The 16,605-nt window shown below is 38.6% G+C and carries 15 protein-coding genes and 1 tRNA gene; 7 read left to right on the top strand and 9 right to left on the bottom strand.

Annotated elements, in window-relative coordinates:
* Both AC4GME_RS07660 and tsaD read right to left on the bottom strand, forming a co-directional pair.
* A partial coding sequence (locus AC4GME_RS07660; protein WP_490379200.1) for a Wzz/FepE/Etk N-terminal domain-containing protein occupies positions 1-816 on the bottom strand: 816 nt, incomplete at its 3' end.
* A gap of 125 nt (positions 817-941) precedes the next feature.
* Positions 942-1,967: a tRNA (adenosine(37)-N6)-threonylcarbamoyltransferase complex transferase subunit TsaD gene (gene tsaD / locus AC4GME_RS07655; RefSeq protein WP_490377384.1), complete on the bottom strand. Its 1,026-nt coding sequence runs from the start codon at positions 1,965-1,967 to the stop codon at positions 942-944.
* 318 nt (positions 1,968-2,285) lie between these two features.
* On the opposite strand from tsaD, the gene rpsU reads away from it, so the two are divergent.
* The 5 genes from rpsU (at position 2,286) to AC4GME_RS07630 (ending at position 7,567) form a co-directional block, all read left to right on the top strand.
* A complete protein-coding gene (rpsU, locus tag AC4GME_RS07650) occupies positions 2,286-2,501 on the top strand; it encodes a 30S ribosomal protein S21 (RefSeq protein WP_015464331.1) in 216 nt (71 codons plus the stop codon).
* A gap of 20 nt (positions 2,502-2,521) precedes the next feature.
* Complete coding sequence (locus tag AC4GME_RS07645) at positions 2,522-2,965, top strand: GatB/YqeY domain-containing protein (protein WP_490377445.1); 444 nt, start codon at positions 2,522-2,524, stop codon at positions 2,963-2,965.
* A 400-nt stretch (positions 2,966-3,365) separates the two neighbouring features.
* A complete protein-coding gene (dnaG, locus tag AC4GME_RS07640; RefSeq protein WP_490377444.1) occupies positions 3,366-5,117 on the top strand; it encodes a DNA primase in 1,752 nt (583 codons plus the stop codon).
* Between the two features lie 85 nt (positions 5,118-5,202).
* Positions 5,203-7,047 (top strand): RNA polymerase sigma factor RpoD, encoded by a 1,845-nt coding sequence (rpoD, locus tag AC4GME_RS07635; protein WP_490377443.1) that lies wholly within the window; start codon positions 5,203-5,205, stop codon positions 7,045-7,047.
* A gap of 443 nt (positions 7,048-7,490) precedes the next feature.
* Positions 7,491-7,567: transfer RNA gene (locus AC4GME_RS07630), tRNA-Ile, on the top strand.
* A 522-nt stretch (positions 7,568-8,089) separates the two neighbouring features.
* On the opposite strand, the gene glgC is transcribed toward AC4GME_RS07630, so the two are convergent.
* The 5 genes from glgC to AC4GME_RS07605 form a co-directional block, all read right to left on the bottom strand.
* Positions 8,090-9,364, bottom strand: a complete 1,275-nt coding sequence (glgC, locus tag AC4GME_RS07625) for a glucose-1-phosphate adenylyltransferase (protein WP_490377442.1) — start codon at positions 9,362-9,364, stop codon at positions 8,090-8,092.
* Between the two features lie 442 nt (positions 9,365-9,806).
* The gene (cysG, locus tag AC4GME_RS07620) at positions 9,807-11,225 is read right to left on the bottom strand and encodes a siroheme synthase CysG (RefSeq protein WP_490377441.1); all 1,419 of its coding nucleotides are present in this window, start codon (positions 11,223-11,225) and stop codon (positions 9,807-9,809) included.
* Positions 11,226-11,342: 117 nt separating this feature from the next.
* On the bottom strand, positions 11,343-11,741 hold the full coding sequence (locus tag AC4GME_RS07615) for a CBS domain-containing protein (RefSeq protein ID WP_490377440.1): 399 nt from the start codon (positions 11,739-11,741) through the stop codon (positions 11,343-11,345).
* A 98-nt stretch (positions 11,742-11,839) separates the two neighbouring features.
* Positions 11,840-12,784 (bottom strand): malate dehydrogenase, encoded by a 945-nt coding sequence (gene mdh / locus AC4GME_RS07610; RefSeq protein WP_490377439.1) that lies wholly within the window; start codon positions 12,782-12,784, stop codon positions 11,840-11,842.
* 161 nt (positions 12,785-12,945) lie between these two features.
* Entirely contained in the window at positions 12,946-13,719 is a 774-nt protein-coding gene (locus tag AC4GME_RS07605) for a transporter substrate-binding domain-containing protein (protein ID WP_490379199.1), read from the bottom strand.
* 238 nt (positions 13,720-13,957) lie between these two features.
* Here AC4GME_RS07605 and argR point away from each other — a divergent pair, with 238 nt between their 5' ends.
* Positions 13,958-14,410, top strand: a complete 453-nt coding sequence (argR, locus tag AC4GME_RS07600) for a transcriptional regulator ArgR (protein ID WP_490378498.1) — start codon at positions 13,958-13,960, stop codon at positions 14,408-14,410.
* On the opposite strand, the gene AC4GME_RS07595 is transcribed toward argR, so the two are convergent.
* Positions 14,411-14,917, bottom strand: coding sequence for a pilus assembly FimT family protein (locus AC4GME_RS07595; RefSeq protein WP_490378499.1), 507 nt, complete (start codon positions 14,915-14,917; stop codon positions 14,411-14,413).
* A 162-nt stretch (positions 14,918-15,079) separates the two neighbouring features.
* Between AC4GME_RS07595 and AC4GME_RS07590 the strand changes: the two genes are divergently transcribed.
* On the top strand, positions 15,080-15,481 hold the full coding sequence (locus AC4GME_RS07590; protein WP_490378500.1) for a type IV pilin protein: 402 nt from the start codon (positions 15,080-15,082) through the stop codon (positions 15,479-15,481).
* Positions 15,482-15,523: 42 nt separating this feature from the next.
* On the opposite strand, the gene AC4GME_RS07585 is transcribed toward AC4GME_RS07590, so the two are convergent.
* A partial coding sequence (locus tag AC4GME_RS07585) for a transglycosylase SLT domain-containing protein (protein ID WP_490379198.1) occupies positions 15,524-16,605 on the bottom strand: 1,082 nt, incomplete at its 5' end.

Here is a 16,605-nt window from a genome sequence, read left to right as displayed (position 1 = left end):
AATTTCAAACAGTTCACTTTTTTGATTGAGGTTAGTCTTATAGCTGTCTAAGCCTGCTTTATCAGCAATTTGATACGCATATTCTGCTTTCTTTAATGATCTAGTTAAACTTTGTCGCGTACGCTCTTCCACAATATCTAAAGAGGCCTGCAGTTTTTTCTTTTCGGTATCGATAAATAGCAAGAACTTATCAACCTGGTTATCTTTTACTTTATGACTGACAAACTGAATATATTCTTTAAGCAGATCGGCTGAAGATGTTTTCGTCGGAGCACGAAACGATAACAGGACATCGGCAGACTCTTTATTTTTTTCTAACTTAATTTCTTTCATCCACATATCTAAAACGTTCCTCATTGTTTCAGACTCTGAGATTTGCTTGCTGTTCAAATAACCGACAAAAACAGGATGTTTTTCTAAAAACAGTTTTTTATTCATTGATGAATTAAATTCATTCATAAAATTATTAAATAAGTTTCCAGGCTCAAACAGATTACCAAACTCACCTGGCACACTCACACCACTGTTAGACAGGATTGCTGAAGTTACCTTAGTTTGAGTGTATAGAGTCGCAACATCATTCAATTGAGGTTTTAGAACCTTACCTTCCGCTACCCACCACTCTTGTGCATTTAGCGCATAAAAAACAGAGCCGATAATGGCGAATGTACAAAGCAAGACGGTTAGCCATTTATAATCCCAAATAACCTTAAGCAGTTCACGCAAATCAATTTCATCATCTTGGTAAGCAGGTTGATAAGTGGGCATATTCATCTCTTGCGGGATTAAGTTGTCTTTTTTGTCTGTCTGAGTCATTTTTCTAGCTCTTGTGTAAATGAAGGCAAATATAAGCGAATGCGAATAATCGCAAGCAAATGTAAAATGTGGATGATATTATACTGAAATATACTGAAATAAGCACAACTTACATCAGGAAAATATCAAAGGGAATCTTTTACACTAAGTAATTGTTCAAGAGGCCAGCGCGGTTTCGCTTCAATAGCTAAATCTTGAAAGTGCCCCGCTTTTAAACGCTGCATTCCGGCATACGCTATCATTGCGCCATTATCGGTACAAAACTCATTACGCGGGTAAAATACCTGCCCCCCTAATGACTGCATTAATATCGCTAATTGCGCGCGTAGTGACTGATTAGCACTCACCCCACCCGCCACAACTAAACGTTTTAACCCGGTCTGTTTTAATGCTCGCTTACATTTAATCGCCACGGTATCGATCACTGCATCTTGGAATGCGAGCGCGATATCCGCTTGTGTTTGTGCGTCGTTTCCCTCACTGCGAATAGTATTGGCAGCAAAGGTTTTTAAGCCGCTAAAACTAAAATCAAGCCCCGGTTTTGTGGTCATTGGTCTTGGAAAAACAAAACGACCAGCAACCCCATTTTCTGCAAGTTTTGCCAAACGAGGGCCGCCAGGGTAATCGAGTCCAAGTAATTTAGCGGTTTTATCGAATGCTTCTCCCGCTGCATCATCAATGCTCTCACCTAATACTTTATACTCACCAATATCATCAACTTCGACTAGTAAAGTATGGCCACCAGAGACTAATAAAGCTAAAAATGGAAATTCCGGGCGATTTTCTTCAAGCATCGGCGCCAGTAGATGCCCTTCCATATGATGCACAGCAATAGCTGGTTTATTCCATGCAAACGCTAAACTGCGCCCAATGCAGGAACCCACTAATAATGCGCCTACCAGACCCGGTCCGGCAGTAAAAGCAATACCATCAATATCATCTTTAGTGCAGTGAGCGGCGGCTAAAGCTTCTTTAATTAACGGAATGGTTTTGCGTACATGATCACGCGATGCCAGCTCAGGTACAACACCACCATAGTCTGCATGTAATTCCACTTGGCTATATAACTGATGTGATAATAAACCTAATTGTTCATCATAAATCGCAATACCTGTTTCATCACATGATGTTTCAATACCTAAAATTCGCATATGACAAATGCCCCTTTATGAAAGTCGTAATAGATATCCGTTTGCAAAAACTAAAACGGATTGATAATAAAATTATTTTATTGAAAAAAACGCGCTAGTTTAACGTAAAAATATTATTAACAGTGTTTTTTTTCGCCTGCTTATAGTCAAGAAGTACATTGACAGTTACACAAAGAGAAGATCTTAAAGATCTTTCGTTATTTTTAACTATATTTAACACACTAATCCTTTACTTTCTGCCCCAAATAGGATTAAAATCTCGCACCATTTTAAATGAACTGGTCAATATACGACCGTAACCATAAAGGTAATAGGCACATGCCAGTAATTAAACTTCGTGAAAACGAACCATTTGACGTAGCACTTCGTCGTTTTAAACGCTCTTGCGAAAAAGCAGGTATCTTAGCTGAAACACGTAAACGTGAATACTTTGAGAAACCTACTACTGTACGTAAACGCGCTAAAGCAGCTGCAGTTAAACGTCACTTGAAAAAACTTTCTCGTGAAAACGCACGTCGCGTTCGCCTTTACTAATTATTAGATAAAGGTTTTATATGTCTTTAAAAGCAAGATTAAAAGAGCAACAAATACTCGCAATGCGAGCGAAGGATAAGGTTCGTTTGGGCACTATCCGTATGTTATTAGCTGCAATCAAACAAATTGAAATCGATAATAAAGTTGAGCTAAATGATGATGAAGTTACGGCTGTTGTCATTAAATCAGTAAAACAGCGTAAAGATTCAATTACTCAATTTGAAAAAGCTAATCGAACAGATCTTGCTGATATTGAAAAGGCAGAACTTGCTATATTGCAGGAGTTTCTTCCACAACCACTTACCTCTGATGAAGTGAAAACTTTAATCGAGCAAGCTATTGCAACTTCAGGTGCAAACGGTATGCAAGATATGGGGAAAGTGATGGGAGTTCTCAAGAAAGATATTCAAGGACGAGCTGACATGGGTGAAGTAAGCGCACTTGTAAGAGCTAGCTTAACTTAACTCTGACACTCGTTAGATAATAAAAGCCCCATGCTTACCTGTAAGCTTGGGGCTTTTTTGTATTCTATACCCAAACTACTTAAAGATGCAGATTCAGAGTTTCGCCTGAATGCTAGAACAAGGCGTAACATGATGAGAATGGTTATTCCCTTTTCAAGTGTTACAACGCAGTGCTAGCTTTCGGGCGAATCTCCCGAAGGGCAAGGCGATAAACGATGCTCTTCGTTGTTAGAAGGCTTTGATTTAGAATAACTAGATCATCAGCCTTCTGCCTAGAATATCATCATTTATCGTCTTGCTGATTCCTGTATCTTCAAGTAGTTTGGGTATAAAGTACACTTAATTCAGATGATCCGATTAATAACGGATGAATTTAATAATTTACACAATGGTTTAATAGATGGCTGGACGTATTCCTCAAAATTTTATTGATGATCTTATCGCTCGTACCGATATTGTTGACTTCATTGATAGCCGTGTAAAATTAAAAAAGAAAGGTAAAGATTACCGCGCTTGTTGCCCCTTCCATAACGGTAATAACAACTCATCTTTTTCAGTCAGTAGCGATAAACAGTTTTATCATTGCTTTAATTGTGGTGCGAGTGGCAATGTACTCACTTTTATTATGGAGTATGATGGTATTGAGTTTGTCGATGCCATTGAAACACTTGCTGAGCAGTTATCGATAGAAGTGCCCCGCGAAGAGACTAACTCAGGAAGTCAGCAGCAAAGTAGTTATGTGGATCGCAAAGATCTTTATCAGTTAATGGCTGATATTACCGTTTTTTATCAGCAACAGTTACGCCAGCATAAAAACAGTCAACAGGTTATCAATTATCTTAAAGCTCGCGGTTTATCCGGAGAAACCGTTAAACACTTCAAAATTGGTTATGCGCCCGATGGCTGGGATGAAGTGCGCAAACGTTTTGCGATTTCTAATGACTTAGAAAAACAGCTGATTGATGTAGGCATGTTAATCCCCAAAGAAAAAAGGGGCAGTTACGATCGTTTTCGAGATCGTTTAATGTTTCCTATTCATGACCGACGTGGACGCGTGATCGGTTTTGGCGGGCGCGTATTAGGTAATGAAGAGCCTAAATATTTAAATTCACCTGAAACGCCAATATTCCACAAAGGCAAAGAGCTGTACGGCTTATATCAAGTAAAACAAGCCCACAAAGAGATTAAACGCATTTTAGTTGTTGAAGGCTATATGGATGTAGTTGCACTTGCCCAATTCAATATTGATTATGCAGTTGCATCTCTGGGTACCAGCACCACCGCCGAGCATATTCATATTCTTTTTCGTCATAGCAGTGAAGTGGTTTGCTGTTTTGATGGAGATAAAGCAGGCAGAGCTGCAGCTTGGCGAGCCTTGGAAAATGCACTGCCCTATATACAAGATGGCCGAACATTACGCTTTATGTTTCTTGCTGATGGTGAGGATCCAGATAGCCTAGTACAAAAAGAGGGTAAACAGGCCTTTGAGCAATTAATGGAACAAGCAGTTCCACTATCTGATTTTCTTTTTCAACATCTGGTAGCACAAGTTGATATGAGTATTAGCGACAGCAAAGCCAAATTGGCCCAGCTCGCTATCCCATTAATTAGCAAACTTCCTGAAACCGTATTTCGACAAATGATGGAGGAAAGGTTAATTAAATTATTAGGTATTGAAAAAGACGGCCTGAAAAAACTATTACCTAATTCACAAAATCATAATAAAACTGAAAAAAAACAGAAAGTAACTCCGATGCGCCTGGCTATTTCTGTGCTTCTGCAGCACCCGAATGTGGCCTACGGTTTACCTCAGTTTCCAGAGTTTCAAGAAATGGATCTACCCGGTCTAACTTTATTAAATTCATTACTTGAAATCTGCCGAAATACCCCCAATATTAGTACAGGTCAATTACTTGAATATTGGCGAGAAACACCCGAGTATAACCAGTTGAATAAATTAGCGGTATGGCAAAATGATGTTGAAGAAGGAAAATATGAGGCTGTTTTTTTAGATATCTTAGAAAACTTCCTTAATCTTCATATCAACAACAAAATTGAATATTTGAAACAAAAAGCCCGCACAGGCTTAATATTAACAAGCGAAGAAACGCAACAACTTGCATCACTGCTTGTCGAACAAAAACAACATTAATGAAACTGGAAAAATTTACAATATAAGCGTATAATCCAGCGCTTGTATTTTTTTCAATTGTATCTCTCTATTTTGGACGGTATCTATGGCTCAAACACCTCAGTCACAGCTCAAAGAGCTTATTATCAAAGGTAAAGAAAAGGGTTTTTTAACCTACGCAGAAGTTAACGACCATCTGCCACAAGATATTGTTGAATCTGAACAGATTGAAGATATTGTACAAATGATCGGCGATATGGGAATTCGTGTTGTAGAAACCGCTCCTGATGCAGACGAAATGATGCTAGGTGGTGATGACAGCGATACTCCAGATGAAGATGCTGTAGAAGCTGCCGCTCAAGTATTAGCAACTGTTGAGTCTGAAATTGGCCGTACAACTGATCCTGTGCGCATGTATATGCGCGAAATGGGCACGGTTGAGCTTCTTACCCGTGAAGGCGAAATTGTAATCGCCAAACGTATCGAAGAAGGTATTAAAGAAGTACAGAATTCAGTTTCTGAATATCCGGCAACGATTACTGGCTTGCTTGATAATTGGGACAGCTACGAAGCTGAGGAGATGAAATTAACTGATTTAATCAGTGGTTTTGTTGATCCAAATGATGATATGACACAAGCAGTCAGCGCAACGCATATTGGCTCAGAATTAACAGATGCACAATTAAAAGACGAAGATAAGTCTGACGAAGATGAAGACGAGGAGGAAGAAGGACCAAAAGGCCCTTGTCCGGAAGAAGCAGCTGAAAAATTTACTGAACTTCGTAAACTAAATCAAGTTGTCGAAGATTCAATTGCAAAAAATGGTCGAGCTCATGCAGATACGCGTAAAGCAATTAATGAACAAGCTGAGTTTTTCCAGCAGTTTAAACTGATCCCAAAACAGTTTGATCGCATGGTTAAGGCAATCCGCCATTCAATGAACTCGGTTCGTGTGCAGGAACGTTTAGTTTTAAAAATCTGTGTTGAACAAAATAAAATGCCTAAGAAAGCATTTATTCACATGTTTAAAGGGAATGAAACCAATAAAGCATGGTTAGAAGCAATCTTTGCAAGCGGCACAGATTACGCTGAGCGTATCAAAGAGTTCGAAGACGACTTATTACGCTGCATCAGAAAAATGGTTGCGGTTGAAGAGCAAAGTGCACTTACCATTGCGAATTTAAAAGAAATTTCACGCAACATGAGTATTGGTGAAGCGAAAGCTCGCCGCGCTAAAAAAGAGATGGTAGAAGCGAACTTGCGCCTAGTTATCTCTATTGCTAAAAAATATACTAACCGTGGTTTACAGTTCTTAGATTTAATCCAAGAAGGTAATATTGGTCTGATGAAAGCGGTTGATAAATTCGAATACCGCCGTGGTTACAAATTCTCAACGTATGCGACATGGTGGATCCGTCAAGCAATCACTCGCTCAATTGCAGACCAGGCACGCACAATTCGTATCCCAGTGCATATGATTGAAACGATTAACAAACTTAATCGTATCTCACGTCAAATGCTACAGGAAATGGGTCGCGAGCCTCAACCGGAAGAATTAGCTGAACGCATGATGATGCCGGAAGATAAAATCCGCAAAGTGCTTAAAATTGCTAAAGAGCCAATCTCAATGGAAACGCCGATTGGTGATGATGAAGATTCACATCTAGGTGATTTCATTGAAGATACCACGATTGCACTACCTGTTGATTGTGCAACGAGTGAAAGCCTTAAAAATGCAACTAACGATGTATTAGAAGGTTTAACAGCACGAGAAGCAAAAGTATTACGTATGCGTTTCGGTATCGACATGAATACCGATCATACACTTGAAGAAGTTGGCAAGCAGTTTGATGTAACACGTGAACGTATCCGTCAAATTGAAGCTAAAGCATTACGTAAACTTCGTCATCCAAGTCGAAGCGAACAGTTACGCAGTTTCCTTGACGAATAAGCCGTCTTGATTAACTAACAAAAAAATCCTGCTAATGCAGGATTTTTTTTATCTTAAATTCGTGATAAATAACCAATATTACACTTGAAAATGTTGGTAAACAGTTTGATGTGACGCATCAGCGTATCCGTCAAATTAAAGAAAAGCATTAAATAAACTTTGTAACCCAAGTTAAAGCGAACTGTTGCGTAGCTTCCTTGATAAATAAGCAGTAATCATCGCTCACAATTAAAATCCCGTAAATACAGGATTTTTATTCTAAAATCGTGATAAATGACCAATATTATCAATTGATACCATAAACAGCGTAGAATTAATAAGCAAACGCTCTCCATACGCTAGACAGGAAAAAGCGAAGCTTATATAATCGCAACTCAAATTTGGCCCTTAGCCTTAACTTGGATTAGCTGGTTAGAGCATAAGCTCGGCAGAGTAAAAAATTTGGCCCCTTAGCTCAGTTGGTTAGAGCATACGACTCATAATCGTCAGGTCCCCAGTTCAAGTCTGGGAGGGGCCACCACATACTAGAAGCCGTAATAGATTAATTTCTTTTACGGCTTTTTTTATGCCTGTCTATTTCCGGTATCTATCCTTGTCACTTTCACATATTAAATCCAAGCAAGGTTCCAGCAAATATATTTGCTAACACACTATTCTTATTTAAAATCAGCACAGATCTATACCTACAGATAAAAGCGAGCAGATTCCGTCAGTAAATCACGGACTAATATTCAATTCATATCGATAATTCTGCCGTTAGAGAGATTTTAGCGGGACAATCTGAAGTGATTAGCAGGGAAGTCTGTGGAGCAAACTGATGGGAATTGGCGAAGTCAACAAACAGCAGGCTACCTGGGATTTGTGGTTGAGATAGAGGAATGATGATGGACCACTGAGGCAGTAACAAGTATTTTTAAATCGCCTTAAAAAAAGAGTCGCCTAAGCTACTCTTAATTTAGTTTTTACCCGTAATAGTTGATCTGCCGAGATCTAGCTGTCTGACTATTACATGCCTTAAAAAAATGCATATAATTATATTAGATCATTTCAGCCCGTCTTTAGCTAAAGCCTTAAGCATATCTCTAGTGACAAGCGTAATTCCTTTCTCTGAAACACGGAAGCCATTTGCTATATCTTGCTCTCTATCATAACCAATGGTTAACCCCGCGGGGATATGGCACTTACTATCGACAATAACACGGAGTAATTTACAATGCTCACCGACATCACTTCCAGGCATTAATACCGACTGCTCAATGAGGCTGTAAGAGTGTGTATGAACATTTGAGTACAATAATGATTTACGAATTGTTGAACCCGAAATGATACAACCGCCGGAAACCGTTGAATCAAGTGCAGTGCCTCGGCGTTGAGCATTATCAAAAATAAATTTAGCCGGTGGTAGCTGCTCTTGATATGTCCACATAGGCCAGGATTTATCATATAAATCGAATTGCGGTTTAGGCTCAACAAGCTCCATATTTGCTTCCCAAAAAGAATCCAATGTACCTACATCTCGCCAATAAGGCTGATTTGCACTATTGGGATCTTTGAAAGAGAAGGCAAAGACATTATGATCATGAATAACTGATGGGATAATATCATGCCCAAAATCACGACTAGAGCCTTCATTAGCACAATCTTTTTTTAGTTGTTCAAATAAAAATTCAGTATTAAAAAGATAATTACCCATTGAAGCTAAACATAGCCCGGCTTTACCTGGTATTTCACTAGGTAAAGCTGGTTTTTCATCAAATGCGATAACTCTATTGTCAGTATTTACCGTCATAACACCAAAGCTACCAGCCGCTTCTTCCGTTGGCACTTCGAGACAACAGACGGTCATATCTGCATTGTTTGCAACATGCTCTGCTATCAGAAGACCGTAATCCATGCGATACACATGATCGCCTGATAATATCAGTACATATTTAGGCCGCTCAGAACGAATAATATCCAAATTTTGATATATAGCATCGGCAGTTCCCACATACCAATCTTCACTATGACGTTGCGATGCCGGTAATATTTCAACAAATTCTGATAAATCAACCTTAAAACGCCCCCAGCCTCGGTTAATATGGCGGATTAGTGAATGTGATTTGTATTGAGTTGCAATACCCACACGGTGAATACCTGAGTTGAGACAGTTCGATAATGGAAAGTCAATAATGCGGAATTTACCTCCAAAATAGACTGCGGGTTTAGCACGCCATTTCGTTAACTCGAACAGTCGACTACCACGACCACCAGCTAAAATCACAGCGTAAGTATCTTCAGTTAGGCTACCAATATGCCCATTAGCATTGCGCAACATAAGGAATCCCCCTTAAATTTTAGAATCTAAAATGGATGAAAAATAACAGCGAACTAATAACCACACATTTAATATTAATTATAGTGCAGGCTGGCGACAATAAAGCATTTATTGAGATGAATGATGAATAAAGGGCTTCCTCACATCAAACGACATTCGTCATATTCCAGTAACGGTAACAACCCTAATCTCATTCAGCAAAACACCCTATTTCTTGGCGCCGTCGGCGAACTTAAATTAGTCAACGGCGTCCATACAGGTATGTAATTATGGATTACTGAGGGGAAATTAGGCTATAAATATTACCAAGAATAGCCGGGATGGGTAAAACTCATAATCGTCAGATCCCCAGCTCAAGCCAGGGAGGAGCTCCATGCATAAAAAAGGCGAATAACCATTACGGTTATTCGCCTTTTTTATGTGTGCTAGTTAATAGCGATATCTAAGTCAGGTTAACTAAAAATGGATCGCGCGAAAGTTTTTGGTTATTTTCTGGATTAAACCATGCAAGTTTGTTTGCCAAACTGACCACTTCTCCAATAATCATAATTGTTGGGCCTTGTAAGCCACCAGCAAGTTGTACTAATTCAGAAAGTTTACCGAGCACCACATGCTGATCTGAACGAGTACCTTTATTAATCAATGCGATAGGTGTATCTTTCGAGCGACCAAAACGGAGCAATTGCGTTTGTATCTCTTCCGATTGCAGCAAGCCCATATACACAACCAGCGTTTGGTTACTAATAGACAATGCTTCCCAGTTAAGATCCTTACCACCTTCCTTACGGTGCCCTGTAACAAAGGTTACCGATTGTGAAAAATCTCGATGGGTAAGCGGAATCCCTGCATATGCACTGCATCCTGAAGCCGCGGTTATACCCGGGACAACTTGAAAAGCAATACCGGCTTCAACAAGCTCTTCCAACTCTTCACCACCTCGGCCAAAAATAAAGGAGTCTCCACCTTTTAACCGTACGACTTTTTTACCTTGCCGCGCATACTCCACCAGCATTTCATTCGTTCTGGACTGTGTTACCTCATGATTTCCGGCATGTTTTCCAACAGAAATCAAATCTGCATCTCTGCGCACTAAATCCAAAATATCTGCAGAAACTAACCTGTCATATAGGACAACATCAGCTTGCTGCATTAGTTGCAGTGCTTTCAGGGTAAGTAATGATGGATCGCCAGGACCGGCACCGACTAAAGCAACATCGCCACATGTTATATCTGCAGTTAAACTATTTTCCATTAACTTAATGGCTTTATCTGTCTGGCCTTTTTCCAGGAGGCTCGCTAATTGTCCATTACCAAAGAGTTTTTCCCAATAACGTCTGCGTAATGAAACGTCTTTAATAACTTTTTTCACGCGGTGACGAAACTCGCCCGAGATAGTGGCTAAACGCCCTAAATGCATTGGTAATAATGCTTCTAAACGTTCACGTATTAAACGTGCTAAAACAGGCGCTTTACCACCACTGGAAATTGCAACAATTATCGGTGAACGATCCACAATAGATGGCATAATAAAGCTAGAATGCTCAGGATCATCCACTACATTAACTAACAGCTGTAATTCATTTGCAGCATCTGCAACCTGTTGATTTACGCTTCGATGATTGGTTGCTGCAATCACTAACCATTTGCCTTTTAGCATCTCAGTAGTGAAACTCTGCTGAACTGTTTTTAATTGCTTAGCCTCTGCTTTTTGTAATAGGCTGGAATGAAATTGAGGTGCACAAACCGTTACATCCGCCCCAGCTTTAAGTAATAGATGTACTTTACGTAAAGCAACATCACCACCTCCAACAACAAGGCATGGTCGGTTTTCTAGTTTGGTAAAAATTGGTAAGTAATCCATCTTAGCACTCAACTTAATTTTAAGAGTAAGTACTATAAAGAAATCTTTAACTTAATTAAAACACTAAAAGGGAATTTATTATTTCATTTAATAATATCAATTATCAGCAGCAGGAAACTAATCTAACAAAGCACGTACACCATCATGCCATGTAAAGATGCCTTTAATCTCTCCCGCCTCTAATACGGGTAAGCAGCCGATATTATTGTCTAACATTAAAACTAATGCGTCATGGATAGGAAGTTCAGGTTTAATGGTAATAGGTGAGCGCGTCATTATTTGATGGGCACGCTGATTAATGGTTGTTGTATCATGTACAGATTCGGCATCAGTGCCGAGAAACGGACTCAAGCAACGTAATAAATCACGATCACTAATTACACCTTGCAATTCATTATCTTCAATAACTAATAAATGACGGAAAGGGGCGCAATCAAGGATCTCTTTAACAACCTTTAATCTATCATCCATTTCAACAGTTGCCACACGCGTAGTCATCACATCACAAACATTCATTTTTAATCTCTTTATAACCCGTTAATAACAATTAAAGTATAGGTATAAAAAAAGCCAGTATTAACTGGCTTTTCAAAACTGTTAATCAAACAGCATTTTTAGTCATTATTTTTAACAAAATCAATACCTTTTTGAATATCTGCATGTAATACAGATAACATCTCCTGCTTTTTCTGCTCTTCAAAAGGACTTAATTCACCAAATGGCAAAACGCGTTCAATACCTTTTTTACCTAATAGCAGTGGTTGAGTAAAAAATGGAGAGCATGAATTACCACCATCGACATAAGCATTTTGGATAATCCCTTGCTTACCTAATAGCGCCCGTACAAGATCAACACCAAAAATAGAAGCTGCACGCGCCATTGAAAGTGTTGCCGAGCCTCCACCCGCTTTTGCATTGACCACTTCAGTACCTGCATTTTGGATGCGATCTGTAAGCTCGATTACCTCTTGCTCACTAAACTCAACACCTTGCACCTGCGAAAGTACGGGTAAGATAGTCGTACCACTATGCCCGCCAATAACATTTACACGCACATGCTCTTCTGGAAGACCTTTTTTCTCCGCGACAAAATCCTCTGCACGAATAACATCTAACGTGGTAATACCAAAAAGCTTGTTTTTATTGTACACACCGGCCTTTTTAAGTACTTCTGATGCAATCGCGACCGTTGTATTAACCGGATTGGTAATAATACCGATACATGCTTCAGGTGCAACTTCAGCAACTTTACCGACTAAGTTTTTGATAATACCGGCATTGATATTAAACAGATCAGAGCGATCCATACCGGGTTTACGTGCCACACCTGCAGAGATCAAGACTACATCTGCACCTTCAAGAGCAGGAGTTGGATCTTCACCTGCATAGCCATCGACATGTACACTTGTTGGGATATGACTCAAATCTTTAGCGACACCAGGTGTAACTGGTGCAATATCATAAAGTGATAAAGATGAATTTTCAGGTAAATCTAGTTTTAGCAGTAACGCAAGAGCTTGACCTATACCACCAGCAGCACCAAGAACAGCAATTTTCATAAAAATCTCCACAACGTAGTTATTAATATAATAAGTTGAATATATTCTAGTGAAAAATAACGAGTCATGTTGAAAATGTTAAATGATTGTGAGCGATGTAAAGTTAAATCATAAGCTTACTAATATTTAAGAGAGGTAACGCTTACTTTTGGGGAAATATATCACTCAAAATAACGATTATATATTTCTTGATAAGTGCCATTTTCAAAAATAATCTTAATACCTAGATTCAAGCGCTCTTGCAATTCACGATTCCCTTTTTTAACGGCAATACCGTAACCTTTAGAGAACTCCTGTAAAAATATTTTTTCAGTGCGTTGAATAGAAAAATATTTTTGATTCTTTTCTTTTTGCAAAAAATCAACAACGACAGCTTGATCTGCAAAAACAGTATCAATTTTACCATCCTTTAAATCACTAAATGCTTTAGAAGAAGAGAAATAAGAGATGATAAAGCTATTTTCTTTTGCATATTTAATTAAATAATCCTGATTCGATGAATGTGCTTTCACTCCAATAAACTTTTCAGCAATAGAAAATTTTTTTTCTGAGGAGTTCTTACTCACAAATACAGGGGGTTCTCTATAATAACTATTGGAAAAATCTACTTTTTTTAAGCGTTCATTGGTGATATCAAGAGAGGAGATCACAGCATCGAAACGGCCAAATTGTAAGGAAGATAGCAGGCTGTCAAAACTTTGATAATGAAAGCTGCAAGTCAAATTTGCGACATTACAAATAGCATTAGCAATATCAATATCAAATCCTTGGATCTGCTTTTTATCATTGAAATATTCGAAAGGGTAATAATTTGCTTCTGTAGCAAAACTAACCTTTATATTTTCTTCCGATACGGGAGAGGCAGCCAATGAAGAGAATGAAGAGAATGAAGAAAATAATAACAGAGAAAATAAAAAGAAGCGGGGAAAAAACATAATTTATAATATCCAACTCATCAACAACAGAGGATTTTGTTGCATCTAAGTTTTAGTTATCTGGGGTGAATAATCGCTACTATAACAACCCTAAAATTTAATGACTATCTAATTTCAATATATAATTCATAAAACGCATAATTATGCACTTATTTTGACGATTAATTTGTTGATAATTAGCCAGTATTAACTATGATTGCCCCCCCAATAAAATGAGATTCAATAGAGTGAATTATATATGAAACAATCAACTGAACTAATGGACTTCTTTAAAGCTTTATTAAAAAAAGAGCGCTTAAGCTCTCAGGGTGAAATAGTAGAAGCATTACAACAAGCTGGTTTTCATAATATTAACCAGTCAAAAGTTTCTCGAATGTTAAGCAAGTCGGGAGCAGTGCGTACCAGAAATGCCAAAAGAGAGATGGTTTACTGTCTGCCTGCAGAGCTTGGCATCCCAACCACGACAAGTCCATTAAAAAATCTCGTCCTAGATATTGATCACAATGATAGCCTGATTGTTATTCGCACCAGTCCAGGCGCGGCACAATTGATAGCCCGTTTGTTAGATTCAATAGGTAAAGCAGAAGGTATTTTAGGTACAATTGCTGGTGATGATACAATCTTTATTACCCCTACCAATAGTAAAAAAATCAATAATACATTGAATGTAATAAAACAGTTATTTGAATAATCAACAGGCGCTTAATCCTAACACGCCATCAACACCACACATACGCACGAAACCAAGAACGTTCACATTCAGCTGCACTTCTCCGCCACCTTCTGACTGTAATTTAAATAAGTTATTAGGTTCATTAAATGCGCCGCGAACACGGTCATAATAAGGGGTGCTGTAATTCGATACCAGTGTTAGATTTTTATATTCATTGTGACTAACCGAAGCATCACAACTCCCCTTGGTATTGCAATCACATACTGCATCTCCCTCATTTGAACCCACACACCAATTCTGCCCCGCAGTAATATTTAGAAATATATCGCTATTGCGTTTGATCGATTCAGTCTTAGATAAATTAAGCATAAAATAAAGTGAAGTGGCAGCCCCTTTCAAGCGATCACGATCAAATAACATTTTATATGAAGGAATACCTATCGCCAGCAAAATGGAAACAACAGAAACAGCCACAAGTAACTCCATCAAAGTAAAGCCTTTTAAGGATATAGACTGACGTTTCATAACCACTCCTTACTTTTATCGGCACTATCTATACGCTCAAGTTTAGTCTAAAAAATAAATTAACGATTAACAAACTATGCTGCTTTGTTATTAAAGATCTACACTATTCAAAGTACTCTCAGTTAATTAAATAATTTAGCGAAAGGAATATGAGGTCAGTTTATGAGAAAAGCGCAGGGTTTTACGTTAATTGAACTATTAATTGTTATCGCAATTATTGCCATACTGGGCAGTATCGCTTATCCATCCTACCAGTCACATATGATTAAAGCGCGTCGTGGTGATGCCAAAGCGGAATTAATAAAGGCGCAGTTAAAACAATCAAGTCTGCATATCTTAAATCCCGCTTACTCAGATGTGGAAGCCGATCTCGGACTGCCGGCAAGCCATGATTATTATACATTTTCAGTCGTTTCAGCTGCAGCAACAACCTATTCGATGAAAGCGGTCGCTAAAAGTGGCACAACACAAGCGAACGATGAAACTGCATGTCAAACACTGTTTATCGATCAAAACAGCAACCATAGTAGCGATGGCAGCACCAATAATGACCAATGTTGGTAAAACTTAACTTTTCACTCAAGGCTTACTTGAAAAGTCTACTGATTAAAAACGCGCATTAAGCTCTTTAGAGGTAAGAAACTCAAGTGGCTTATCTAAAATATGCTGGTAAATAACGTTATACGCCAAAACATTTTTGACATAACGTCGCGTTTCTTTATAAGGAATTGTTTCAATCCAACTATCCATCGTTAAACCTTGCTCAGCCCTTCCTTTTTCACTGCCTTGCCAGCGATCAACGCGATGGGGACCCGCATTATATGCTGCAGTTGCCAGAATTCTATTACCTTTGTAACGTTTAAGTAAGATATCAAAGTAGGCTGTGCCTAACTGCACATTGATATCTCCCTGAGTTAATTGCGTTCTTTGCTTATAATCTTTCAGACCTATTTTTCGTGCAGTCTCGATTGCAGTTTGCGGCATCAGTTGCATGTAACCACGCGCACCTACAGGTGAATAAGCAAATTCATCAAAAGAACTTTCTTGCCGCGTAATGGCGTAAATATAGGTAGAATCGAGTTGATATTTATTGGCATTAGATGAAAACAGTTCCGGTTTAACTTCAGGAAAACGAATATTCAAGGCATCCCAACTTTTAGAGCGGATACTTGCAAGCACAGAAAGATGAGCCCAGCCTTTCTGGAATGCATAAAACCCTAATTGTTGTTGTAAATTATAGCCTTGATGACTAAGTAAGGCTTCCCATTCACGCTTGAGTAATTGCATATGCTTATTAAAATGTAACTCTTCAATATGTGCAAGTCGTGACTGCAAAGCCTCTAAATTTTGTAACTTATCAGTTACTATTTGTGCATTAAATTGATAATCCAAACCTAATTTTTGTGCGGCTAAAAAACCATAATAAGTGCGCTTCATGGCTATTTGTTGATACAACTTATTTGCCTGGGCAGGTTGCTGCATATTTTCCAGTACGCGTGCCTGCCAATATAACCATTTGCTATCTTGTTGTTGCGGCAATGCCAGCTGTGTTAACCAATATTCAATATCTACCCAGTTATCTAATTTAATCGCATAACGTATACGGCGTTCAATTAAACGACTATCCCCTAATTCAACAAGCTCTTTATCTAACCAGCTAAGCAGGCTTGTTTCATTACGGATTAAAA

The sequence above is a fragment of the Psychromonas sp. genome, from assembly GCF_983033635.1.
The sequence above is the reverse complement of the archived record's forward strand: the minus strand, read 5'-3'. Positions and strand labels throughout refer to the sequence as shown.

Excerpts from the sequence above, each read along its gene's own strand:
- glgC (WP_490377442.1), bottom strand. The coding sequence starts at position 9,364 with ATGTTGCGCAATGCTAATGGGCATATTGGTAGCCTAACTGAAGATACT.
- dnaG (WP_490377444.1), top strand. The coding sequence starts at position 3,366 with ATGGCTGGACGTATTCCTCAAAATTTTATTGATGATCTTATCGCTCGT.
- rpsU (WP_015464331.1), top strand. The coding sequence starts at position 2,286 with ATGCCAGTAATTAAACTTCGTGAAAACGAACCATTTGACGTAGCACTT.
- mdh (WP_490377439.1), bottom strand. The coding sequence starts at position 12,784 with ATGAAAATTGCTGTTCTTGGTGCTGCTGGTGGTATAGGTCAAGCTCTT.
- AC4GME_RS07645 (WP_490377445.1), top strand. The coding sequence starts at position 2,522 with ATGTCTTTAAAAGCAAGATTAAAAGAGCAACAAATACTCGCAATGCGA.
- argR (WP_490378498.1), top strand. The coding sequence starts at position 13,958 with ATGAAACAATCAACTGAACTAATGGACTTCTTTAAAGCTTTATTAAAA.
- tsaD (WP_490377384.1), bottom strand. The coding sequence starts at position 1,967 with ATGCGAATTTTAGGTATTGAAACATCATGTGATGAAACAGGTATTGCG.
- rpoD (WP_490377443.1), top strand. The coding sequence starts at position 5,203 with ATGGCTCAAACACCTCAGTCACAGCTCAAAGAGCTTATTATCAAAGGT.
- AC4GME_RS07605 (WP_490379199.1), bottom strand. The coding sequence starts at position 13,719 with ATGTTTTTTCCCCGCTTCTTTTTATTTTCTCTGTTATTATTTTCTTCA.
- AC4GME_RS07590 (WP_490378500.1), top strand. The coding sequence starts at position 15,080 with ATGAGAAAAGCGCAGGGTTTTACGTTAATTGAACTATTAATTGTTATC.
- cysG (WP_490377441.1), bottom strand. The coding sequence starts at position 11,225 with ATGGATTACTTACCAATTTTTACCAAACTAGAAAACCGACCATGCCTT.
- AC4GME_RS07615 (WP_490377440.1), bottom strand. The coding sequence starts at position 11,741 with ATGAATGTTTGTGATGTGATGACTACGCGTGTGGCAACTGTTGAAATG.
- AC4GME_RS07595 (WP_490378499.1), bottom strand. The coding sequence starts at position 14,917 with ATGAAACGTCAGTCTATATCCTTAAAAGGCTTTACTTTGATGGAGTTA.